Below are 22,550 nucleotides of genomic sequence, written 5' to 3' on the forward strand. Positions count from 1 at the left end.
ATGAAAAAAACGAACCGTTTCCTGGCACTCATCGCGGCACTGCCGCTTGCGGCGGCGCTGTCGGGCGCACCGGCCCATGCGCAGGGCTTTGGCGGGCTGGGGGGCTCCTCCTCCGGTGGGCTGGGCAACGCGGCCAGCCTGCTTTCGGGCAGCGGGGTCAACATCCCCTCCGTCTCGTCACTGCCCTCGTCCAATGTCACGGGCCTGCTGAGCTACTGCGTGCAGAACAACTACCTGCAGGGCAACAGCCCCTCCACCCTGCTGTCCTCGCTCAAGCAGAAGTCGGGGCTGGATACGTCGGGCAGCCAGTACACCAATGGCCAGAACGGTATTCTCGATACCGGCAACGGCAACACCTTCTCGCTTTCCTCGCTGGAGGGGAACCTGAAGCAGAAGGCCACCAAGAAGGTGTGCAGCGCCGTGCTGAAGCAGGGCAAGTCCCTGCTCTGAAGCCGGTCCGGATGTGCCGCCCGTTCATTCAGAACGGGCGGACCACCACCATGATCACGATGATCATCATGAGAACGGTCGGCACCTCGTTCGCCATGCGGTAGAACCGTTCGGGCCGCGTATTGCGGTCACTGGCGAAATCCCGCCGCCACCGCCCGCATGCCCCGTTGAATCCCGCCATGGCCAGAACGCAGGCCAGCTTGGTCAGCCACCAGCCGGAATGCCAGTCGACCACGCCGGGAATGGATGACAGCAGCCCGCCAAAAATGAAGGTGCTGATCATGGCCGGCGTGGTGATGAAGCGCAGCAGCTTGTATTCCATCACCTTGAAGCGTGCGGATTCAGCCGATCCCGCCGCCACCTGGCAATGATAGACAAACAGGCGCGGCAGGTAGAACAGTCCCGCCATCCACGCAATGAACGACATGATGTGGAATGCCTTGAGCCACAGCATCCACGGCGCAAGCAGGTCAGCCACGTCCGCTCCCTCCCCTGCCCTGGCTGGTCAGGATGCGGCGCAGCAGCGGCACGAATTCATCCAGATGCGTAATGCGCAGCAGTCCCGGCCATGTGGGTGCCGGCAGATCCGCGGGCCGCAGCAGCACACAGCCCATGCCTGCCGCCTGTGCGGCGCGGGCGCCGGTATCGGTATCTTCCAGCACGATGCAGTTGCCCGGCGGCACGCCCTGCGCCTCTGCCCCCGCCAGGTAGACCGCGGGATCGGGCTTGGGCTGGCCCATGTCGCGCGCGGAGTGGATGACTTCGGGGGCAATCAGTCCATCCAGCCCGGTGCGGCCGAATTTGGCCTCCATCTCCGCCACCGAGGAATTGGAACCGATGCGGTAGGGCAGGCCCAGCGCCGCGACACCCCGCAGCATGGCGGCCGCACCATCAATGGTTTCCGCCTCGTTGCGCATCAGGGTAACAAGATTGCGCTGCATCCGGGCGGGCCAGTCTTCAGGCTGGGCAATGCCCTCCGCCTGTTCGATCTCGTGTTTGAGTGCCGTCAGCGCGTGACCGGCAAAGCGGTGGATGGCGTCCTCGTCACTGATCTCACGGCCATACTGCCGCAGGTCGCGGGCGATCATGCGGCATGACGGACCTTCGCTGTCGATCAGGACCCCGTCACAGTCGAAAATGACCAGTTCAAGCGCGCCATCGGGGCGCAGGGCGGCTGGCAGCATGATGTCAGACCTCCCTGATGGTGCGGATCAGGTCACCCACATGTTCCGGCGGGGTAGAGGGGATCACGCCGTGACCGAGATTGAAGACATGCGGCCGTCCCTTCATGGCATCGCGGATGGCACGGGCCTCGGCGCGCATGCCCTCACCGCCCGCCAGCACGCGGATCGGGTCGAGATTGCCCTGCAGCACCAGCGTGTCCGGCACCTTTTCCGCCACGGCCTTCATGTCGGCCCCGGTATCAAGCGCCATGGCGTTCACGCCCGTCACATGCCCGTATTCGATCGCCATCAGCCCGCCCAGGCGGGGAAAGCCGATGACCGGCACGCCGGGGTGGCGGGCATTGATGATTTCGGTAATGCGCCGTGCGGGTTCGATCACATGCCTGCGGAACTGCGAGGGCGGCAGCAGGCCGGACCAGCTGTCGAACAGCATCACGGCCTCGGCCCCGGCCTCGATCTGGGCACAGAGCATGTCGGCGGTGGAGGTGGTGAGCAGGTCGATCAGCCGGTCAAAGAACGCGGGATCGGTATAGGCCAGCCTGCGTGTCTCCTCGAACTCGCGCGAGCCATGGCCTTCCACCATGTAGCAGGCCACCGTGAAGGGGGCGCCCGCAAACCCGATCAGCGTGACCTGTCCCGGTTCAGCCGGACCGATCGCCTCGGGTCCGTCAACAGCCTTGCGCAGCCGCCCCAGCGTTTCCATGACCGGCTGGACCGCCCTGGCCACCCGCGTGGGATCGAGTCGCTCCAGATCGGCCATCGAACGCACCGGCCCCAGAACCGGGCCACGCCCGGCCACGAATTCCAGTGACTGTCCCATCGCCCATGGCAGGATCAGGATATCGGAGAACAGGATGGCCCCGTCCATGCCAAAGCGGCGGATGGGCTGCAGCGTGATCTCGACCGCCATGTCGGGGGTCATGCAGCGGGTGATGAAATCGGCTTTTTCACGCAGGGCCCGGAATTCCGGCAGGAACCGGCCCGCCTGCCGCATCAGCCATACCGGAGGTGGCCATGTTGCCTCTCCCAACAGGGTGGCAAGCAGGGGTTTGCGTGTTTCAGTCATTGATCCGTCGTTCTGTTTCGTTGTGGCCGGACTATCTCGTACTTTGCCAGCCACGGATAGCGGGCAGGGACACCGCGCGCGCCTTTCAAAACAATAAAAGAAAAGAGAAAGAAATTTTTGGGGGTGTTTTAAGTGCTGTGAGTCATGGGGTACCCACGTTTCCGAAAATGTACCCCATTTTTCCCACAGGGGGTACAGTTTCCGACTCCAAGGATTCCCGGGGGGGGTGGCGGGTTATCCAGATTGTACCGACATAAGGCTGTGTACAACCCACCGCGAATGGACATGTACCCGTTGTCCCCGGTACTCGGTACGGCACAGAACTGTCTGGAGTACTATCCCCATGTACCCCAGTACTCCTGAGCCGGAAATTTTATCTTTCACTTCCACAGTACGGAGCATGCGATGGCGGACGACTCGAATTTAGTACTAAAGGCCACGTCATTACAGGCGGAGTCGCCCCGGATAGTACTGGCCAGCCGTTCCGGCGCACGGCGTGCCCTGCTGGATTCGGCGCGGATCAGGGCGGATTTTCAGGCCGCCGATGTGGATGAGCACGCCATCCGCGACCGGTGCCGCGCGCAGGGGCTGGATGCCAGCCAGACCGCCCGCGCCCTGGCCCGCGCAAAGGCCGGTGCCATCACGGCCCCCCCCGGCGCGCTGGTCATCGGGGCGGACCAGATCCTGACCTGTAATGGCACATGGTTCGACAAGCCGGAAAACCGCGACGAAGCCCGCCGTCACCTCCGCCACCTGCGCGGTCAGCCGCATGTGCTGCATACGGCGGTGGTGATGATGCGGGACGGATGCGAAATCTGGGGGCATGTTGCCTGTCCGGTGCTGCATATGCGCGATTTCAGCGATTCCTTTCTTGAGCATTATCTGCACGGCGAAGGGGATGCCATCCTTGCCTGCGTGGGGTGCTACCGGCTGGAGGGCATGGGCATCCAGCTTTTTTCACGCATTGAAGGGGAGTATTCCGCCATTCTTGGCCTGCCGATGCTGGCGCTGCTGGAGGCGTTGCGTGGACAGGGAATCATCTTGCAATAAATCGATTCCGGAGGGGTTGCATTGCCCCGGGCTTACGGTTATACCCCCGGAACCGGACCACGCCGGGGCATGGAAATGACCCGGTCGATGGAACAAGTGGGGCCATAGCTCAGTTGGGAGAGCGCCTGAATGGCATTCAGGAGGTCAGGGGTTCGACTCCCCTTGGCTCCACCAGATTCCTTGTCTGGTACCCCCCATTTTCAAAAAATGAAGTTGGTCTGATCGTTTCATCCACATGGATGCGGCGCCTTGTGTCCTGCCTTAATCACTTTGTAACGCCTGCCGCGTAAAAACTGCATTTCAGAGTAATGAAACGAAAACCGGTCCGGCCCGTCAGGCCCGGTCCGGTTTCAGGACGGACCTGAATGCAGAGTGATACAGGGTGCGGATTCCCCCTTGCCAGTGACGGAAATGGTCCGGCTGTGGGTATCCGATATGTTTGAGCATGATCATGGCGTTGCCGTGTCAGCGCCCGTCGCGCCATCGGCGCATGACGGGGCCCTGACGGCCCGAATGCTTCCGGTCGACGGCATGCTGCTGCTGGAACCTGCGGCACGTGCCGGGTGTGGCAAGGATGGCCGCGCGGCCTGTCATGCCCTTGTCCATGCCGGGATTGCCGTAACCGAGCATTTCATGCGCTACAGCCAGGTCAGCAGCTATGGCCGCAATGTCGTGCACGGGTTGCACTGTCAGTTGCCGCCCTGTGCGCAGGGCAGGCTCATGCACTGCAGCCGGGGTGCGATATGGGCGGTCGGGGTGGATGTGCGCACCGGCTCACGCAGTTTCGGGCAATGGGCTGGTCAGACCCTGAGTGCTGAAAACGGCCACCAGCTCTGGATTCCACCGGGTTTCCTGCATGGCCTGTGCAGCCTGCATGAGGATACGGAGGTCATCTGCCGCCATACTCGGCCCTCCGCCCCTTCATGCGAACGTGCCATACGCTGGAATGACGGGATACTGGGCGTGGACTGGCCGGTCACGGACCGGCAGGCCGTCCTCTTCCCCAGTGATGGGCAGGCTCCTTCCTTTTCCAATGTCATTGACTGGTTTTTCTGTTCATGATGGCGATCCGCTCCTCCCACATGGCTCCTGCGGGCCTGCGTATTCTGGTAACCGGTGGTTCAGGCCAGCTTGCCCGTGCCCTGCGCCTGCGTGGCGGTGATGCGGTGACGGTCGTCGGGCGGCCCCGGTTCGATTTCGACCAGCCTGACACCGTGGTGCGCGTCATGCACGATATCCGGCCCGACCTGGTCATCAATGCCGCCGCATGGACCGCGGTGGACGCGGCCGAGGAACAGCATGCCCGTGCCCGCCAGGCCAATGCGGAAGGTCCCGCCCTGCTGGCATTGCTGTGCGCGGGGCAGGCCGTGCCCCTGCTGCATGTTTCGACGGATTACGTGTTCAGCGGTGACAAGGGCAGCCCGTATGTGGAAACGGACCCCACCGACCCGCAAAACGTCTATGGAAGCACAAAGGCGGAGGGCGAAAAGGCGGTCCTCACAGCCTGCGCGCAGGCCATGGTGGTGCGTACGGCGTGGGTCTATGGCCCGCATGGCCGCAATTTCGTCCGCACAATGCTGGATGCCGCCCGCACGAAATCACGGCTTGAGGTCGTGTCCGACCAGTCGGGCAATCCCACCAGCACCCTCGATCTGGCCGATGCGCTTCTGCAGGTGGCGATGCGGATACGGCAGACCGGCTGGCGCCCCGGCTACCGGGGCGTGTTCCATGCCGTGGGCGGGGGAAGTGCCACGTGGCATGAACTGGCCTGCGCGGCCGTGGCACAGGCGGGTCGCCATGGCCATCCTGTGCCGTCCGTCACGCCAATCACCACAGCGGACTGGCCAACACCCGCCCCCCGTCCCATCGATGCCCGGCTTGACTGCGGGCGGCTCAGGCAGGTTTTCGGGATTGAACTGCCCCACTGGCGCGACAGTCTGGGTCCGGTGGTCGACACCATGCTTGGCCATGACCGGCAGTTCGGTCAGGTCGAGTGATCGAGTTCATCCAGTTCGATCATGCCTGCCTCCCCTGTCTGTGGCGGGGGAAGGACGGGCATGGCATGTGCGGTTGCATGATCACCCGGATGCAGCCTGCGTACCACGGTAAAGGCGGTCATGACCGCGCATGAACCGAACAGTATGCTGCCCAGCACCTGCCCCACCTGCACGCCGCCGGGGCCGAATTTCATGCCAAGCCAGACAAACGGCACGGTACCCAGCGTAGCCCGCCCCCAGTTGAACAGGGTGGAATAAAGCGGGAAACCAAGGTTGTTGAAGGCTGCATTGGCCACGAACAGCATACCGATGAAGACATAACCGGCAATGGTCCAGTTACAGAACAGATGGATCAGCATGGCGGCGGTGCCCTGTGCCGAGAAAACCCGCACCACCATGTCCTGTGTTAAGAACAGGATGCACCACGTGATGGCCACGCACCCCGCGACCAGCCATAGCGAGGCCACCAGCGTCGCACGCACCCGGCCCAGTTGTCCCGCGCCAAGATTTTGCGACATGATCGGCCCGACCGATCCCGTCAGCGCGAAGACAAAGGCAAAGGCAACCGGCACGATCCGCTCGATGGTGGCCTGTCCCGCTATGGCCGCCAGTCCGAAGCCTGCCATGGCGTGGGTCACGAATATGCTGCTGACCGGCGTTGCCAGGTTGGTCAGGATGGCGGGCATGGCCACCTCCCCCACCAGTTTCGTATCCGCCAGCACATGCGTGCGCACGGGCCAGGCCAGCAGGCCATGCCGGCGCACGCAGCGAAAACCGACAAGGGCCACGAAGGCGCGGGAGAACACGGTGCTGATCGCCGCCCCTTCCAGCCCCAGTCCCAGCCCCACGATCAGCAGCGGATCCATGATGGCCGAAACCATGGCCCCCAGCAGCGTGACATTCATGGAAATGCGGGCGGCACCTATGGCGCGCAGCAGGGCGGAACACCCCATGCCCGCCGCGATCAGCGGCAGTCCGGGGGATACGATCTCCAGGAAAAGGGTGGCCTGCCGCGCCGCATCCCCCTTTGCCCCCAGCATGGCCAGAAGAGGTGCGGCAAGCCACGCCGTGACCAGGCCGATCAGCAGGCAGCTTGCCATTATGACAATGCCGAAGGACGAGGCCACGCGCCGCGCCTGCTCGATCCTGCCCGCACCGATCAGCCTGCCGCTGATCGCCCCGATGCCGATTGACAGGCCAATGGACACGGCAATCTGCACGTAGCTGACCACGCCGGAAAAACCGATGGCCGCCGTCAGCGCCGGGTTCCCCAGCCAGGCGATGTAGAACAGGTTGAGCAGATCGACCGTGAACACGGTCATGAGACCAATGGCCCCCGTCCCCGCCATGACCACGACATGACGCACAATGCTGCCGGTGCAGAATGTAGCCTTTGGTCGTGTTGCGGGTGCTGCCCCCATGGGGTGGTCCTGTCTGCTGGGCGTTCATGCTGCCGGCCATGGCTGTGCCGTGGCATGGCCATATGATGCGGGGCAATGAAATCCGGCACAAGGCCCCCCGTGTGCACCACTTTTTGTGTCATGGCAGAAAAGTGGCGTGCTGTTCTTTATATATTGATGTCCCATTGTGCGGTGCAAAATAAACAGTTGAATTGTGCAGCGCAAAAAAAGTAAAATTTCATTTTTATTTATGTTTATTGTTGACCTGATAAAATAAGCATGGCATACAGAATCACACGAGGCCAGCAGGCTTCCATAAATACCAAGAATATCCGGTAAAGATACCGGACAGGACGCGGTGGCAGAAATGCCAGCATCCCACTAACAGGGTTCCCTTTTATTGGGGAACCCTGTTTTTTTACGTATGGCAATCAGTAACGGGTGCCATCCGTCTTTTACGTATCTGGTCCGTCCGGGCTTTCACTACGCTATGGCGGGCGTCGGCACCTGCTGGCGCCATTCCGCCAAGGGAGCCATACCAATGTCCAGACTGACAGCGGCCGAACGCAATGCCCTGCCTGATTCAGCCTTTGCCCTGCCCGGCCGGCGTTATCCGATACCCGACGCCACCCATGCGCGCGATGCGCTGGCCCGTGCCAGCGAAATGCTGCATCGCGGCGACCTGACACGCGAAGAGTATGACACGATCGTTTTACGTGCCCACGCCGTGCTGGAAAACGAATAGCCGCCCCATGAAAAAAAGGGGGCGCGGACCATCTTCCGGCCCGCGCCCCCCTTCGGGCCTGCATGGAGTCGAAAGGCGTCAGCCCGCCTTGTCCAGTTCCGCCTCAAGCTGCGGCAGAATGGTGAACAGGTCGCCCACGATCCCGTAATCCGCCACCTGGAAGATCGGTGCTTCAGGGTCCTTGTTGACGGCAACGATCACCTTGCTGTCCTTCATGCCCGCAAGATGCTGGATCGCGCCCGATATGCCCAGCGCGATATACAGTTCGGGGGCCACGATCTTGCCGGTCTGGCCAACCTGGTATTCGTTGGGCACGAAACCCTTGTCCACCGCGGCGCGCGACGCGCCAATGGCGGCGCCAAGACGGTCGGCCAGCGGTTCGAGGAGCTTGAAGTTCTCCCCGTTCTGCATGCCGTTGCCGCCCGAGACCACGACACGGGCGGATTCCAGTTCCGGGCGTTCGGACTTGGACAGTTCCGTGCTGACAAAGGTCGAGCCACCGGGGCCTGCCGGCAGGGCCACGTCCTCGATCACCGCATTGCCGCCTTCGGCAGCCACCGGCTCGAAGGCGGAAGCACGCACGGTGATGATCTTCTTCGCATCGGCCGATTTCACGGTGGCCAGCGCGCTGCCCGCATAGATCGGGCGGACGAAGGTGTCGGCATCGTTGATTGCGACAATATCGGGAATCGGCTGCACATCCAGCAATGCTGCCGCACGGGGCAGCACGTTCTTCGCCATGGCGGACGACGTGGCGAGGATATGGGTATAACCCGCGGCAAGCTGCGCCAGCAGGGCCGCAACCGGCTCGGCCAGTTCGCTGCTGCCGGTCGTGTCGGTGACCTGCAGCACCTTTTTCACGCCGGGAATGGCGGCGGCCGACCTTGCGGCGGCAACTGCGTCCGGTCCGGTGACCAGCACATCGACATCACCCAGCTGGCTGGCGGCCGCAATGGCCGAGCGTGAAGCCTGCCGGATCACGCCGCCTTCATGATCAAGGAAAACGAGTACGGTCATGATCAGATCACCTTTGCTTCGTTACGCAGGCGCGACACCAGTTCCGCCGCCGAGTCGAGCTTTATGCCCGCCTTGCGTTCCGGTGGTTCGGCAACCGAGACCACGCTCAGGCGCGGCGTCATGTCCACGCCCAGATCGGCGGGCGTGAGCTTTTCCATCGGCTTCTTGCGCGCCTTCATGATGTTGGGCAGCGAGGCATAGCGCGGTTCGTTCAGGCGCAGGTCAGCGGTGATGATGGCGGGCAGCGCCAGTCTGATGGTCTGCAGGCCGCCATCGATCTCACGCGTCACGGTCACGCCGCCATCGGCCACGTCCACCTTGGAGGCAAAGGTCGCCTGCGGCCGGTCCAGCAGTCCCGCCAGCATCTGGCCGGTGGCGTTCATGTCATCATCGATGGCCTGCTTGCCCAGGATGACGAGATCAGGCTTTTCCCTTTCCACCAGCGCCCTGAGTACCTTGGCCACCGCCAGCGGTTCGGTCACCACGTCGGTTTCCACCAGGATCGCGCGATCCGCACCCATGGCCATGGCCGTGCGCAGGGTGTCCTGTGCCTTGGCCTCGCCAATGGAGACGGCGATGATCTCGCTCACCACGCCTTTTTCCTTCAGGCGCACGGCTTCCTCGACCGCGATCTCGTCAAACGGATTCATGGACATCTTGACGCCAGCGGTTTCCACGCCGGAACCATCGGCCTTCACGCGCGGCTTGATGTTGTAATCAATCACGCGCTTAACGGGTACAAGAACCTTCATTGCATATTTGCCTGTCTGTCTTCGGATAAGGGCAATCGGTGTGGCGGGTACATACCGTACCCGCCATCCAATTACATCCCACCCGGATAGTTCGGGCCGCCCGCGCCCTCCGGCGTGGCCCAGTCGATGTTCTGGGCCGGGTCCTTGATGTCGCAGGTCTTGCAGTGCACGCAGTTCTGCGCGTTGATCTGCAGGCGCGGGTCGGTGGCTTCATCCGCCACCTCATACACGCCCGCCGGGCAGTAACGGCTTTCGGGGGCGCGGAACACGTCCCAGTTCACCGTTTTCCACAGCGACATGTTGCGTACCTTCAGGTGGACCGGCTGGTCTTCCTCGTGGTTGGTGCTGGACAGGAACACGGATGAAAGACGGTCGAAGGTGATCTTGCCGTCAGGCTTGGGGTAGTTGATCTTCGGCGAGATCGAGGCCGGTTCTAGCACCTCGTTATCGGCGTGGCGGGTGTGCAGCGTCCACGGCGCGCGGCCGCGCAGCAGCATGGCGTCGATGCCGGAATACAGCGCGCCGCCCTTCATGCCGAATCTGGCGAAGGCGGGGCGGATGTTGCGCACCGCGCGCAGTTCGGCCCACAGCCAGGAATCCTTGATGCGGCGCGTGTACGAACCCGGTTCGACCCGGCTGGTGGCCAGTGCTTCGGCCACGGCTTCGGCCGCGAGCATGCCGGACTTCATGGCCGTGTGGGTACCCTTGATCTTGGGCACGTTGAGGAAGCCCGCCGTATCGCCAATCAGCGCCCCACCGGGGAAGGTCAGGCGCGGGATGGACTGGATGCCCCCTTCGGACAGCGCGCGCGCGCCATAGGCGATGCGGCGGCCACCCTCGAAATACGGGCGGAAGGCCGGGTGCAGCTTCAGGCGCTGCATTTCTTCGAACGGCGACAGCCAGGTGTTGGGATAATCCAGCCCCGTGACAAACCCGTAGGAGACCAGGTTGTCCCCGAAATGGTACATCCATGCCCCGCCATAGGTCCGGTCATCCAGCGGCCAGCCAAAGCTGTGCTGCACCAGGCCGGGACGGTGCATTTCCTTGGGGATTTCCCACAGTTCCTTGATGCCCAGCCCGTAGGTCTGCGGGTCCACGCCCTTGCGCAGGTTGTACATGGCCGTGACCTGCTTGGTCAGCGATCCACGGCAGCCTTCGGCAAACAGGGTGTATTTCGCGCGCAGTTCCATGCCCGGCGCATAGTTGTCGCCCGGCTGGCCATCGCGGCCCACGCCCATGTCGCCCGTTGCGACACCCGTCACCCGGCCGCTGTCATCGACCAGCACTTCCGCCCCCGCGAAGCCGGGATAGATCTCGACGCCCAGTTCCTCGGCACGGCCGGCAAGCCAGCGGCACAGGTCGCCAAGGCTTACGATGTAATTGCCGTGGTTGCTCATATGCGGCATCACGCGGTCAAGATAGGGAACTTCGAGACTGCCCTTTTCCGTCAGGTAGAGCATCTGCTCTTCCGTCACGGCGGTGTTGAGCGGTGCGCCTTCCTCACGCCAGTGCGGCAGGAGTTCTTCCAGCGCGCGTGGTTCGATCACGGCGCCGGACAGGATATGGGCGCCAATTTCGCTGCCCTTCTCGATCAGGCATACGCTGGCCTCGGGGGCAACCTGCCGCAGCCGGATCGCCGCGGCCAGGCCCGATGGGCCACCGCCGACAATAACGACATCGAATTCCATAGTCTCGCGCGTGGTCTCGCTCATACCTCTGTTGTCCTCATTGCGTCATGACCGGGATGACATACGGTAAATGTTACACGGGATAGACGTGCTTCCTAGAACCGTTTGGTACCTGAATAAAGACCTGTTGCACATTCCGTTCCCGTGGCCCATGCAGACTGACCCGTCTTGGCATGCACGGGTGGTGCGGCCAGTTCGCCGGTCGCCTGCCATTCGGGGCCGACATAATTGACAATCAGCGTGCGTCGCACCCCGTTGAGCGGGCGTGGCACAAACCCGTGCCACGACTGCGCCGACGGGATGAAAAGCAGCCCGGAATTGAATACGCCCGAAGCACGCGCCACGGGCATGCCCTCTGCTGTCATGATGTCCGTGCCCCAGTCCGCCGCCTGCGCGCCCATGGAGAGCGAGATGAGCAGCGTCAGCCGCTTGGCGCCGATATCGGTATGCGGTTCCAGCCAGAAGCCATCGGTATCCAGACACAGTTCAAGGCGCAGGGACGTGTTTTCAAGCCGGGCCGCGCACCGGGTGGTGAACATGTCGCGGGTACATCGCGCATCAAACAGCCGTGCCAGCCGGTCCAGCGCCGGGCTGGTCGCGCGCAGGGACGGGGTGATGAACAGCCGCTGCCCGTTGCGCCCGGCCCGCTGGCCACCGCTGTCACCGCCGATGAAGCGGGCCCCGGGCCGCCAGGCCATTAGCGCCATTGTTACAGGGGCGGGCAGGACGTCCTGAAGCTGCCAGTGGGGATAGGGCCAGGCAATGGTCGGGCTGGCCTGCAGGGCGGCGATGACGCAGTTGGTGTGCATGGAATGGTTTATGGCCCGGCCTGTCGCGGCATGAAGGATGGGAAGAGGCGTAAAAGCTTCCGGATGCCGCCGTTCTTCAACAGACGGGTCGTTTCCTGAAGTTTCCTGAAAAAAGCTTTACCGGAAACGTCCTTATGGTTTTCCCGGCATTTCAGTCTACAGGGCGCTGGCATGACGGGTGGCGCTGTCAGCCCCCAGATAACGGTCAAAGATCGCGGCCACATGCCGCACGAAGGGCCGCCCCTTTTCCGTAATCCGGATCTGGTGGCCGGTGACCTGCACCAGCCCGTCGCGCGCCATGCCCTGCAGGCGGCCCAGTTCGGGGTCAAGGCTGCTGGCGGGCAGGCCGTGCCGTGCCAGGACCTGCGCCACATCGACCCGCAGGGTGCACATGACCTGTTCTATTATGGCGGCGCGCAGCCGGTCATCGCCGTCCAGCGCTACGCCGCGCACAACCGGCAGGCTGTCCGTATCCTGCGCCATGAGCCGGGCATAGGCGGCGGAGGATACGGCATTCTGCGTCATGCCGCCCGGCAGCGCTGAAATGGCGGATGCACCAATCCCGATCAGGGCGGTGGCGGCATCAACCGTGTAACCCTGAAAATTGCGGTGCAGCGTGCCTGTGGTCATGGCGCGGGCCATGCTGTCGTCAGGATCGGCATAATGGTCCAGCCCCACGGGCACGAAGCCCTCCGCGCGCAGTACGCCATCAATGGCCGCACGCTGTGCCACGCGTTCCGCCGGGCCGGGCAACTGGCCCGTGGGCATCAGGGCCTGACGCTTCTGCTTCCATGGCACATGGGCATAGCCGAACACGGCCAGCCGGTCCGGGCGCAGGCTGGCCACCGCCCGTGCCGTGCGGGCAACGCCCGCCACGTCCTGACGCGGCAGGCCATAGATCAGGTCGATATTGACGGACGCCACGCCCGCCGCGCGCAGGGCGTCCAGACAGTCCCGCGTCTGGTCCCAGCCCTGTATGCGCCCGCAGGCTTCCTGCACGTCCGGGTCCAGGTCCTGCACGCCCATGCTGGCGCGGTTGAAGCCCAGTTCATGCAGCAGCGCAGGATATGCGGGCGGCAGGTGGCGGGGATCGACCTCGATGCTGATTTCGGCATCCGCAGTGATGGTGAAATTCTGGCGTATGGCCTGCATCACCCGGCGCATCGTGCCCACGGGCAGCGTGGTGGGCGTGCCGCCACCCCATTGCAGGTGGCTTATGCTGTGGCCTGGGCCAAGGATCGCCACGACCCGGCGCAGTTCCTCCAGCAGCAGGGCGCCGTAGGCGGCCCGCGCATCCGCATTGCGCAGCACGGCGGTATTGCACCCGCAGAACCGGCATAGCGTGTCACAGAAGGGAACGTGGAGATAAAGGGAAAGTGGCTGCGTGGCCGGCAGGGTGGAGAGCCATGCGCGGCTGTCCGCAGGGCCCACCGCATCGCTGAACTGCGCTGCGGTGGGGTAGCTGGTGTAACGCGGCAGGTTGCCCCCGTAGCGGGAAAGCAGGGTGCTGTCCGCCGCGTTCATGCCATCAGAACCGGTAGGCGATACCGGCGGAGACGACGGTCGGGTCAAGCGAGTCGTGGGCGGTGACACGCACGCTCTCGTTGGAGGTTTCAGCCCATGCATGCATGCGCACGAACATCTGCTTGACGTCGAAGTTGAAGAACCAGTTGCCAACCAGCTGGTAATCCACACCGACATTGACGGACGGGCCACCGGTAAAGCCGGCATTCAGCTTGCCGCCCGCGCCGACCGCGCCGACATTCGCGTTCATGTTGTGGAACCACATGAATGTGCCGCCAACACCCACATACGGGTTCAGGCGCTTGTGCGGACGGAAGTGCCAGGCCACCGTTACCGTGGGGGGCAGGACCCATGCGCTGCCGACATCCGTCTTGCCGCCAGCCATGCCGCCTTCGATCGCGACTTCATGGCGGGTGCTGGTGGCGATCAGGTCCAGCGAGATATTGTCGGTCACGAAGTATTCGAACGTCAGTTCCGGCATGGCCTGGTTGGTGGTCTTGACGCGGGTGCCGTTCAGCGTGGTGAGCGGCAGGCCCTTGCCCTGTTCCCAGACCTTGCTGTCACGGTCTTCGGGCAGTACGCCCACGGCGGACAGGCGGATCATGAAGTCACCACGGCCCAGGCCGATCTTGGTGGAGGAGCAGGTCTCGAAGATGCCGCAATGGCCCTTGGGCTGCGCCACGGCTACCGGGTTGGCAATCGGCGCATTGACGTAGGTGGAAGGCGTCGCGGTCTGCGCATGGACCGCAACGGGTGCGAGGGCCGCAGCACCCAGTGCTGCCGACATGGCGAATTTGCGAATGTTCTTCATCGTGAGCAGACCTTGGTTTTTTCCGTCCGGGTAGAGACGAAGGCGTTAGGAATATTCAATTCAGCTTGATGAGTGCAGAAATCACGGCCACCTAGCATCCGGCTTTGATATGAATCAATCAGGGAGCCTGATGTATTTCCTTATTGCGATCCAGATGAACTGTTCTTTCGGTAATGTGGCCTGATGAACACAGTTTCCGTACCACGCTGTCCCTGGTAACCGTGGGTTTACTGTAGGAAAACGTGCGTATTGCATCGCAGCCCAGTTCGCGCGCCAGTGTTTCCATTGCCGGCAGCAGGGCATTGAGGATCTGCTGCTCCTGGGTGTAGCTGAGTGCGACAATGTAATCCGATGTCAGCGTATCACCCGAGCACAGGTCGAAGCCGCGCCGGAATGTAGCCATGCCACAGGGCGGGCGGCCCTGGCCGTAGCGGGCGACCAGCATGCCCTCGCGCATCCGGGGGCCGGAGCGCGCCATCCTGCGGCCGATACGCACCCATTCGCGCAACGTGATATGCGGAAATGAAATCCTGATGAGGGGATACAGCAGGGGCACATCAGCAAGCTCCAGTCGTCTGACCATGGGCGGGGGCATGACGTACACGCGTCGGGATTTCCTCTGGGCTGGATTTTTGTGAAGGCGAGCAATGGTTACCTTATATTTGCCTTTGGCACGCATTGATTTACATCAAACCATCCGGCATACTCCCGGGTCTTGGCAAATGCATTTTAGTGTATTCTAGGAAGCCAGAGCACGTCCGGTTACTTAAGGCGCCGGAACGCAGGCGCCTGAGAGTGATTGGAAATAGTTATGTCGGATATGCCTTCGTGTCAGTTTGAATCGAGGCCACGGCGTATTGTAATCGGGTCCGGTGGCGTACAGGGGGATTTCTGCACCAGCTGCACCGTGCGCCCCAAAAGCGTATGCAGCGTGATCGAACCGGGCGATATTTCACGTCTGGCCGAAGTCGCGGTGGAAGCCATCGTGCCGCCGGGCCGCGGCTTCATAGAAGAAGGCGCGCCCGCCACCGATTTCTTCAATGTCACGTCAGGCACCGTAAAACTGTTCAAGGCCCTGCCCGACGGGCGGCGGCAGATTACCGGGTTTGCGGCGCCCGGCCATTTCCTCGGCCTGGCGGTGTCGGACAATTACGCCTTCGGGGCGGAAGCGGTCGATACCGTGCGCGTGTGCCGCTTCTCGCGCGACAAGATGAGCGAACTGCTTGACGATTTTCCCAAGCTGGAACGCCGCCTGCTTGAAGAGGCATCCAACGAACTGGTCGCTGCCCAGAACCAGATGCTGCTGCTGGGCCGCAAGACCGCGCGTGAACGTGTGGCCAGCTTCCTGCTGGACCAGATGCACGCCAGCCTGCCGGCAGGGCAGGATGGCAATGGTGGCCGGCTGCACCTGCCCATGACACGGGGCGATATTGCCGATTACCTTGGCCTGACGATCGAGACCGTCAGCCGCACGCTCAGCTGGATGCGTGCCCAAGGTATGATCGAGGTCGGCAAGGGCTACGCCATTACCATCCTGTCGGTCGCCAAGCTGGAAGTGCTGGCCGCCGGAAACGGCTAGTCATCCTGACCGGATGCCATGCCATCCGGGTCAGTGGCCGGGACGCGGGGTTTGGGCGGGGTCGTGCGTGCAGGCCCCCCTACGATATGACCGATGGGGGTCAGGATATCCACATGGTCACAGATGATCTTGAACACCGCCAGCAGCGGCACGGACAGGAACGCCCCGAAAATACCCCATAGCCAGTCCCAGAACATGAGCGACGCCATGACCAGCACCGGGTTGAGCGTGAACCGGCGCGCCAGCACCATGGGGGTTATGGTCTCGCCTTCCGTCAGGTGGATGCACAGATAGATGGCCGGTGGCAGCAGCGCCTGCCACACCGACGGGTAGACGAACAGTCCCACCAGGAAATAGATGATGATGCCCATCATCGGCCCGATGATGGGTATGTAATTGAGCAGGAAGGCCATCACCCCCCACAGCAGCGCGTTGGGCATGCCCAGCAGCCAGCACTGGGCCATGTTCACCAGCCCCACAAGGCTGTTGATGATGGTGATGGTGGCCAGGTACTGCGAGACATTGCGCTCGATCTGGTAGGCGATCTGTACCGCGCGCCGCTTGTCGGCAAAGGTGGGCATGATCTCCACGAACCGCCTGAGCAGGCTGTCCCCCTGTGCCAGCAGGAAGAACAGCATCAGGATCATGGTAAAGAACTGCCCCATGAAGGCCTGCGTGCCCAGCAGGATGGAGGAACTGAACCGGTCCAGCCCCCCCGTGCCCGTGGGGGAAGCCACGACGATGACATGTCCGTCCGCCGTCTGGGATGTGGGGGTTGCAAGGTCGATATGGCCGCCCGCAATGGTCATGAAGTTATGGATGCGGTCGGATGCGCTGGCCAGCAGCTGGAACGGCCCGCGCAGGAAGGCCAGCCGGTCGTACAGGGTATTGAGTGCATCGGGCGCACGCTCCAGCCAGCCGGTGGCGGGCACGGAAATGGCGGTACCCACCGCCCCCACCACGCCGAATACGCACAGGATCAGGCACAGCGCCGCAAGTGGCTTGGGCAGGCGCAGGCGCATGTGCAGGAAGCGCAGCGGTGTTGACAGCAGCAGGTTGACCACCAGCGCCAGGATCATGGGCAGGATGATGGCGGAGGCGAAATACAGCGTGTAGAAAACCGCCAGCACGCTGAGCAGCAGCAGGCATGCGGTGCGCGTGTCGATCCGGCTGTGGCGCATCGCCTCGTTCGCGCGCTGCTGCTGAATCTGTTCATAGGATGGAGGTGGCTTGATCTCGGGCGGCATCAATCAGGTCCTGGCGTTGGCTGGCGTGGCCGGGATGGCCAGGGCGCTTCGTGTGCCGGATTCAACTCTGTCCACGCTGCTTCCTTTATGAAGGTACTGTGGGGACAGGACCAAGGATTTTGGCACATTCCCGCTACGCAGCCATTGCAGGGGCATGGCAGGTACACGCTAAAGTGAAATTTATGGCTCCCCCCTGGCGGACTCACGACTTGAAAGCCCGGTTGGACAGGGTTCAAATACAGCGGAGGGAAGGTGTCTGCCTTCCGCTACTGCAACCAATGGAGAGTCCCATGGCCTGGAATACCCCCAAGATCGTTGAAGTCCCCCTGGGTGCCGAGATCAACAGCTACGTCTGTGGCGAAAAGAAATAAGGAATAGCGCCGCCTGTCTCGCACAGGCGGCGTTTTTCTTTTACACTCTGCGTCCATGATCGACATTATCGTTCTCGGCGCGGCGGCGGGTGGCGGATTTCCGCAATGGAATTCCAATGCTCCCGGTTGCAGGCGGGCCAGGGCCGGCGATCCGGCAGCCCTGCCCCGCACTCAGGCTTCCATCGCCATCAGTGGAGATGGCAAGAACTGGTTCGTGGTCAATGCATCCCCCGACCTGCGGACCCAGATAAACCAGACCCCGGCCCTGCACCCCAGCGAAGGCCTGCGGTCCACGCCCATTGCCGGTGTCATCCTGACCGGCGGTGAGGTGGACACCATCACCGGCCTGCTTACGCTGCGTGAGCGCCAGCCCTTCACCCTGCTGGCAACACCCGAAGTGCTGTCCATGCTGGATGCCAACCCCATTTTCGAAGCCCTGAACCGCGCGGTCGTGACCCGCACGCCCATGGGGCTTGACCAGCCACTGGCGCTGAAGCTGGTCGATGGCACGCCCGCGGGCCTGACCATCGTGCCGTTCGCGGTGCCGGGCAAGGCGCCGCTTTATGCCGAGTCCGGGCCTGACCCCGCAGCCATATGCGAAAATGGCGAGACGGTGGGGCTGGAAATATCTGATGGTAACCATCGCGTCTGTTTCGTGCCGGGCTGCGCGCGCATGACCGACAACCTGCGCGTGCGCCTGCGTGGCGCGGATGCCGTGTTCTTTGACGGCACGCTGTGGGTGGATGACGAGATGGTCCGCGCCGGACTGGGTGAAAAGACCGGCCGCCGCATGGGCCACATGTCCATGGATGGCATGGACGGTACCATCGCCGCCCTGCGGGACCTGGGTATCAGACGCAGGATTTTCATACACATCAACAATTCCAACCCTGTCCTGCTGGCGGACTCGCCCGAACGCGCCGCAGTCGAGGCGGCGGGGTGGGAAATCTCCCATGACGGGATGAGGATTACGGCATGAGCGGAAAACTGCTTTCCCCCGATGAACTCGAGGCCGCACTGCGCGCCATCGGGGCGGAACGCTACCACAACCTGCACCCCTTCCATCGCGCGCTGCATGACGGCAGGCTCAACCGCGCGCAGGTGCAGGCATGGGCGCTCAACCGCTACTACTATCAGGCCAGCATCCCGGCCAAGGATGCCACCCTGCTCGCCCGCCTGCCCACGGCGGAACTGCGGCGTGAATGGCGCCGGCGTCTGGTGGATCATGATGGCGATGCACCGGGTACCGGAGGTGTTGCCCGCTGGCTGAAGCTGACCGACGGGCTGGGGCTGGACCGGGCCTATGTTGAGTCGCTGGAGGGGCTGCTGCCCGCCACGCGCTTTGCGGTGGATGCCTATGTGGCCTTCGTGCGTGACCGCTCCATCCTTGAAGCCATTGCCTCATCGCTGACCGAACTGTTCTCGCCCACCATCATCAGCGAGCGCGTGGCGGGCATGCTGCGCCATTACGACTTCATCACGCCCGAGACGCTGGCCTATTTCCAGCCACGCCTGACGCAGGCCCCGCGGGATTCCGATTTTGCGCTGGGCTATGTAAAGGAACATGCCCGCACGCCCGAACAGCAGAAGGCTGTGCTGGACGCGCTGAAGTTCAAGTGCGGCGTACTGTGGTCCATGCTGGATGAACTGGAATACGCCTACGTCAATCCTGCCCGCATTCCCCCCGGCGCCTTCCGCCCGGATGCGGCATGACCACAGGACTTGCAGACGACAGCATCATCCGTTTCGCGCGCGGGGTCCGGCTCCAGCATGACCGCGTGCGCGAGCGCTGGATCATACAGGCGCCGGAGCGGGCCTTCATTCCCGACCCGATTGCCGCCGAAGTGCTGAAACTGGTCGATGGCGCCCGCACGGTGGGGCAGATCGTGGCCGAACTGGCCAGCCGCTTTGCCGCCCCGGTTGATGTGATCGGGCGCGATGTCCATGTGATGGTCAGTGACCTCATAACCCGGCAGGTGCTGGTCGTATCATGACAGACACACTTCTTTCCCCCATGAGCCTTCTGGCGGAACTGACGCATCGCTGCCCGTTGCAGTGCCCGTACTGTTCCAACCCGCTGGCGCTGGAACCACGGCAGAACGAACTTTCCACTGCCGAATGGATCAGCGTGCTGGACCAGGCGGCGGAAATGGGTGTTCTGCAGGTCCATTTCTCGGGCGGGGAACCGATGAGCCGCCCCGACCTGCCCGACCTGATCCGCCATGCGGTGGGGCTGGGGCTGTACACCAACCTCATTACCTCCGGCGTGCTGCTGAACGAGAAGACATTTCCTGTGCTGGCGGAAGCCGGGCTGGATCACGTCCAGCTTTCCTTTCAGGACATCGACACGGCAAATGCCGAGCATGTGGGCGGCATGAAGGGTGCACAGGCCCGCAAGCTGGAAGCGGCAAGGCTGGTCACGGCCGATGGCATGCCGCTTACGCTGAACTTCGTCATCTACCGCGAAAACGCGCAGCGCGTGCCGCAGATGCTTGACGCCGCCGTGGAAATGGGTGCCCGCCGGGTCGAGATCGCGCATACGCAGTATTATGGCTGGGGGCTTGCCAACCGTGCCGCCCTCATGCCCACGCCGGAACAGCTTGAGCAGACCACGCAGGCGGTGGAAGCGGCACGTAAAAAATACGAAGGCCGCCTGAGCATCGATTACGTCACCCCCGATTACTATGCCGACCGTCCCAAGCCGTGCATGGGCGGCTGGGGGCGGCGGTTCATCAACATCTCGCCTTCGGGCCGGGTGCTGCCGTGCCACGCGGCCGAGACCATCCCCAACGTTACCTTCCCCGATGTGCGGACCGACACACTGGACCATATCTGGCGCGAGGCCCCGCTGTTCACCATGTTCCGGGGCACGGACTGGATGCCCCAGCCCTGTCGCAGCTGCGACCAGCGGGAGAAGGACTGGGGCGGCTGCCGCTGCCAGGCGCTGGCGCTGGCAGGGGATGCGGCCGCAACCGACCCGGTCTGCAGCCGTGCCCCCGACCATGGGCGCGTGCTCGAAGTGCTGGAAACCCTGCCTGCCGAGCCGCCGCCCTTCCGTTACCGCCGGTACGCCCGTGCTACGGATGAGGTCGGCTGACCTCCGGCCTGGACTCCACCCTGGGCAGGCAGATCACGAAGCGCGCGCCCTGCACGTGGCCATCGGCATCCGTGCGGTTTTCCGCGCTGATGGTGCCACGCAGGGCTGTGATGATCTGCTTGCTGATCGACAGGCCAAGGCCGGAATGCTGGCCAAAATTCTCGCTGCTGGGCCGCTCGGAATAAAAACGGTCGAAAATGTTGTCCAGCTTGGCCTGCGGAATGCCGGGGCCATCATCGCTGACCGCGATCTCCACCATGTTGCCCGCAGGGACCGCGCTGAGCAGGATCTTGCCATCGGGCGGTGAGAACGAAATGGCGTTGCCGATCAGGTTGCGCAGCACCTGCACCAGCCGGTCCTCCACCGCCAGCACGGTCAGGCGGCGTTCGGGGCTGTCGCCGCTGCTGGCTACGACCATGTAGGGCTGGCCGGGCTGGCGGGTGGCCTGGTGTATCTCCGCCAGTACCGACAGCAGCGGCACGATGGCCACGGGTTCGGTGCGGGTGCGCGACAGTTCTGCGTCCACGCGGCTGGCATCGGCGATGTCGGTAATCAGCCGGTCGAGTCGGCGGACATCATCGTTGATGATCGACATCAGGCGGCGCTGGCGTTCAGGGTCATCGATACGCAGCAGGCTTTCTATGGCCGAGCGGATGGAGGAAAGCGGGTTCTTGATCTCGTGGCTGACATCGGCGGCAAAGCGCTCGATGGCGTCCATGCGGGCCCATAGCGCATTGGCGCTGTCCTGCAGGGCGCGGGCGACCTCGCCAATCTCGTCGCCACGGGCCAGCAGGCGGTCGGGCACCATGTCCGTCCGGCCCGAGGATTCGCGCATGATATGGGCGGATGCCGCCAGCCGCAGCAGCGGGCGCGCGATGGTCAGCGACAGGTACCATGAAAGCAGGATGGTCAGCGCCAGCGCCATCAGGAACAGCGACAGGATGGAGGACCGCACCGCGAACAGCGAGCGGTCCACGTCACGCGCTTCGCGTGTCAGCTGGATGATGCCTACCGTGGTCTGCCCGTCATCCATCACCGGCTCGGCCACGGTCACCATCAACTGGTGGTTGGCGTTGCGGCGGATATAGGGCGGGATTTCCATGACCCGCGTGCCATCGGGCTGGGTAACCGGCTGGATCGAGGGATCGGAATCCGGTGTGTCCAGCATCATGATCCGCTCCCCCGACAGGGTGGGCAGCTGGGCAAGCAGCCAGTTGTACAGCCGCTCCCCCATGTTGATGGAGGGGGGATAGAGGGGGGAGTGTTCCTCCTCCTCGGCACTGGAAAGCGGGGTTGCCCGGACCGGACTGCCGGGGGGGACGGGCTGGTCGGCCCGGCTGTCGGCCACGACCTGCCCGTCGGGTGCGAACAGGCGGGCATGGGCGCTCGGGCTGGGTTCGGTCAGGCGCAGCAGCAGGGGGCGGGCCAGTCCGGGTTCGAGGGTGATGTCATGGCGTGCCGTGACAATGGCGCTGTGCCCCAGCGCGCCCGCATAGATACGTGCCTGCTCCCGCAGTGCCGAGACCTCGGCCTCCAACAGGCTGTTCTGGAACTGCGTAAGATAGAGCAGCGTCAGCGCCAGCAGCCCCAGCGGCAGGGTGTTGACCAGCAGGATCCGCCGCATGAGCGGGGAGACCAGCCGGGTCCGGTATTCCATGAATTCCGCAACGCTGTTCTGGCTGTCCCCGCTCCACCGGCGCGGGACCAGCCGACGCAGGGGCTGCGGCAGGGGAAGGGAAGACAGGGGGAAACGCGGCATCCGG

General features: G+C 63.4%; 24 protein-coding genes and 1 tRNA gene. 12 read left to right on the forward strand and 13 right to left on the reverse strand.

Features of this window, described 5'->3' with window-relative positions:
* Positions 1-450: a YjjA family protein gene (locus LDL32_RS11945; RefSeq protein ID WP_233067194.1), complete on the forward strand. Its 450-nt coding sequence runs from the start codon at positions 1-3 to the stop codon at positions 448-450.
* 28 nt (positions 451-478) lie between these two features.
* Here the strand turns inward: LDL32_RS11945 and hemJ are convergent, their stop codons facing one another.
* Genes hemJ through hemE form a run of 3 tightly spaced genes read right to left on the reverse strand, consistent with a single transcriptional unit; the run spans position 479 to position 2,700 of the window.
* A complete protein-coding gene (gene hemJ / locus LDL32_RS11950) occupies positions 479-928 on the reverse strand; it encodes a protoporphyrinogen oxidase HemJ (RefSeq protein WP_233067196.1) in 450 nt (149 codons plus the stop codon).
* A complete protein-coding gene (locus tag LDL32_RS11955) occupies positions 921-1,634 on the reverse strand; it encodes an HAD family phosphatase (protein WP_233067199.1) in 714 nt (237 codons plus the stop codon). The genes hemJ and LDL32_RS11955 overlap by 8 nt, the downstream gene beginning before the upstream one ends.
* 4 nt (positions 1,635-1,638) lie before the next feature.
* Complete coding sequence (gene hemE / locus LDL32_RS11960) at positions 1,639-2,700, reverse strand: uroporphyrinogen decarboxylase (protein ID WP_233067202.1); 1,062 nt, start codon at positions 2,698-2,700, stop codon at positions 1,639-1,641.
* 519 nt (positions 2,701-3,219) lie between these two features.
* Here hemE and LDL32_RS11965 point away from each other — a divergent pair.
* The 4 genes from LDL32_RS11965 to rfbD all read left to right on the forward strand — a co-directional run bounded on the left by LDL32_RS11965 (position 3,220) and on the right by rfbD (position 5,747).
* Positions 3,220-3,750: a nucleoside triphosphate pyrophosphatase gene (locus tag LDL32_RS11965; RefSeq protein ID WP_370636766.1), complete on the forward strand. Its 531-nt coding sequence runs from the start codon at positions 3,220-3,222 to the stop codon at positions 3,748-3,750.
* Between the two features lie 98 nt (positions 3,751-3,848).
* Positions 3,849-3,924, forward strand: a tRNA-Ala gene (locus tag LDL32_RS11970).
* Positions 3,925-4,185: 261 nt separating this feature from the next.
* Complete coding sequence (locus LDL32_RS11975; protein WP_233067206.1) at positions 4,186-4,812, forward strand: dTDP-4-dehydrorhamnose 3,5-epimerase family protein; 627 nt, start codon at positions 4,186-4,188, stop codon at positions 4,810-4,812.
* A complete protein-coding gene (gene rfbD, locus LDL32_RS11980; RefSeq protein WP_233067208.1) occupies positions 4,809-5,747 on the forward strand; it encodes a dTDP-4-dehydrorhamnose reductase in 939 nt (312 codons plus the stop codon). Before LDL32_RS11975 ends, rfbD begins: the two co-directional genes overlap by 4 nt.
* Here the strand turns inward: rfbD and LDL32_RS11985 are convergent.
* Positions 5,735-7,168, reverse strand: coding sequence for an MATE family efflux transporter (locus LDL32_RS11985; protein WP_233067210.1), 1,434 nt, complete (start codon positions 7,166-7,168; stop codon positions 5,735-5,737). The genes rfbD and LDL32_RS11985 overlap by 13 nt on opposite strands.
* 520 nt (positions 7,169-7,688) lie before the next feature.
* Here LDL32_RS11985 and LDL32_RS11990 point away from each other — a divergent pair.
* Positions 7,689-7,892: a hypothetical protein gene (locus LDL32_RS11990; protein WP_233067211.1), complete on the forward strand. Its 204-nt coding sequence runs from the start codon at positions 7,689-7,691 to the stop codon at positions 7,890-7,892.
* A gap of 78 nt (positions 7,893-7,970) precedes the next feature.
* On the opposite strand, the gene LDL32_RS11995 is transcribed toward LDL32_RS11990, so the two are convergent.
* The 7 genes from LDL32_RS11995 to LDL32_RS12025 all read right to left on the reverse strand — a co-directional run bounded on the left by LDL32_RS11995 (position 7,971) and on the right by LDL32_RS12025 (position 15,088).
* A complete protein-coding gene (locus LDL32_RS11995) occupies positions 7,971-8,909 on the reverse strand; it encodes an electron transfer flavoprotein subunit alpha/FixB family protein (RefSeq protein WP_233067213.1) in 939 nt (312 codons plus the stop codon).
* Between the two features lie 2 nt (positions 8,910-8,911).
* Positions 8,912-9,661: an electron transfer flavoprotein subunit beta/FixA family protein gene (locus tag LDL32_RS12000; RefSeq protein WP_233067215.1), complete on the reverse strand. Its 750-nt coding sequence runs from the start codon at positions 9,659-9,661 to the stop codon at positions 8,912-8,914.
* A gap of 71 nt (positions 9,662-9,732) precedes the next feature.
* Entirely contained in the window at positions 9,733-11,373 is a 1,641-nt protein-coding gene (locus LDL32_RS12005; RefSeq protein ID WP_233067217.1) for an electron transfer flavoprotein-ubiquinone oxidoreductase, read from the reverse strand.
* Positions 11,374-11,444: 71 nt separating this feature from the next.
* Positions 11,445-12,158: a 2OG-Fe(II) oxygenase gene (locus tag LDL32_RS12010; protein WP_233067219.1), complete on the reverse strand. Its 714-nt coding sequence runs from the start codon at positions 12,156-12,158 to the stop codon at positions 11,445-11,447.
* A gap of 156 nt (positions 12,159-12,314) precedes the next feature.
* Positions 12,315-13,682: an oxygen-independent coproporphyrinogen III oxidase gene (gene hemN / locus LDL32_RS12015; protein ID WP_233067220.1), complete on the reverse strand. Its 1,368-nt coding sequence runs from the start codon at positions 13,680-13,682 to the stop codon at positions 12,315-12,317.
* Positions 13,683-13,686: 4 nt separating this feature from the next.
* Complete coding sequence (locus tag LDL32_RS12020; protein WP_233067222.1) at positions 13,687-14,493, reverse strand: OmpW family protein; 807 nt, start codon at positions 14,491-14,493, stop codon at positions 13,687-13,689.
* 118 nt (positions 14,494-14,611) lie between these two features.
* The gene (locus LDL32_RS12025; RefSeq protein ID WP_233067224.1) at positions 14,612-15,088 is read right to left on the reverse strand and encodes a hypothetical protein; all 477 of its coding nucleotides are present in this window, start codon (positions 15,086-15,088) and stop codon (positions 14,612-14,614) included.
* Between the two features lie 216 nt (positions 15,089-15,304).
* Here LDL32_RS12025 and LDL32_RS12030 point away from each other — a divergent pair, with 216 nt between their 5' ends.
* Entirely contained in the window at positions 15,305-16,072 is a 768-nt protein-coding gene (locus LDL32_RS12030) for a Crp/Fnr family transcriptional regulator (protein ID WP_233067226.1), read from the forward strand.
* Here the strand turns inward: LDL32_RS12030 and LDL32_RS12035 are convergent.
* Entirely contained in the window at positions 16,069-17,253 is a 1,185-nt protein-coding gene (locus tag LDL32_RS12035; RefSeq protein ID WP_370636767.1) for an AI-2E family transporter, read from the reverse strand. The two genes, LDL32_RS12030 and LDL32_RS12035, sit on opposite strands and share 4 nt — an antisense overlap.
* 356 nt (positions 17,254-17,609) lie before the next feature.
* Here LDL32_RS12035 and pqqA point away from each other — a divergent pair, with 356 nt between their 5' ends.
* Genes pqqA through pqqE form a run of 5 tightly spaced genes read left to right on the forward strand, consistent with a single transcriptional unit; the run spans position 17,610 to position 20,787 of the window.
* The gene (gene pqqA, locus LDL32_RS12040; protein WP_010508617.1) at positions 17,610-17,690 is read left to right on the forward strand and encodes a pyrroloquinoline quinone precursor peptide PqqA; all 81 of its coding nucleotides are present in this window, start codon (positions 17,610-17,612) and stop codon (positions 17,688-17,690) included.
* A 55-nt stretch (positions 17,691-17,745) separates the two neighbouring features.
* Complete coding sequence (gene pqqB, locus LDL32_RS12045; protein ID WP_233067229.1) at positions 17,746-18,669, forward strand: pyrroloquinoline quinone biosynthesis protein PqqB; 924 nt, start codon at positions 17,746-17,748, stop codon at positions 18,667-18,669.
* Positions 18,666-19,403 carry a pyrroloquinoline-quinone synthase PqqC gene (pqqC, locus tag LDL32_RS12050; protein ID WP_233067231.1) on the forward strand — a complete coding sequence of 246 codons (738 nt, stop codon included), beginning with the start codon at positions 18,666-18,668 and terminating at the stop codon, positions 19,401-19,403. Before pqqB ends, pqqC begins: the two co-directional genes overlap by 4 nt.
* On the forward strand, positions 19,400-19,684 hold the full coding sequence (gene pqqD / locus LDL32_RS12055; RefSeq protein ID WP_233067233.1) for a pyrroloquinoline quinone biosynthesis peptide chaperone PqqD: 285 nt from the start codon (positions 19,400-19,402) through the stop codon (positions 19,682-19,684). The genes pqqC and pqqD overlap by 4 nt, the downstream gene beginning before the upstream one ends.
* A complete protein-coding gene (pqqE, locus tag LDL32_RS12060; protein ID WP_233067235.1) occupies positions 19,681-20,787 on the forward strand; it encodes a pyrroloquinoline quinone biosynthesis protein PqqE in 1,107 nt (368 codons plus the stop codon). The genes pqqD and pqqE overlap by 4 nt, the downstream gene beginning before the upstream one ends.
* On the opposite strand, the gene LDL32_RS12065 is transcribed toward pqqE, so the two are convergent.
* The gene (locus LDL32_RS12065; protein WP_370636697.1) at positions 20,768-22,546 is read right to left on the reverse strand and encodes a stimulus-sensing domain-containing protein; all 1,779 of its coding nucleotides are present in this window, start codon (positions 22,544-22,546) and stop codon (positions 20,768-20,770) included. The two genes, pqqE and LDL32_RS12065, sit on opposite strands and share 20 nt — an antisense overlap.
* Positions 22,547-22,550: the final 4 nt, after the last annotated feature.

It is taken from the genome of Komagataeibacter sp. FNDCF1, assembly GCF_021295335.1.
In the GTDB taxonomy this organism is placed as follows: Bacteria; Pseudomonadota; Alphaproteobacteria; order Acetobacterales; family Acetobacteraceae; genus Komagataeibacter.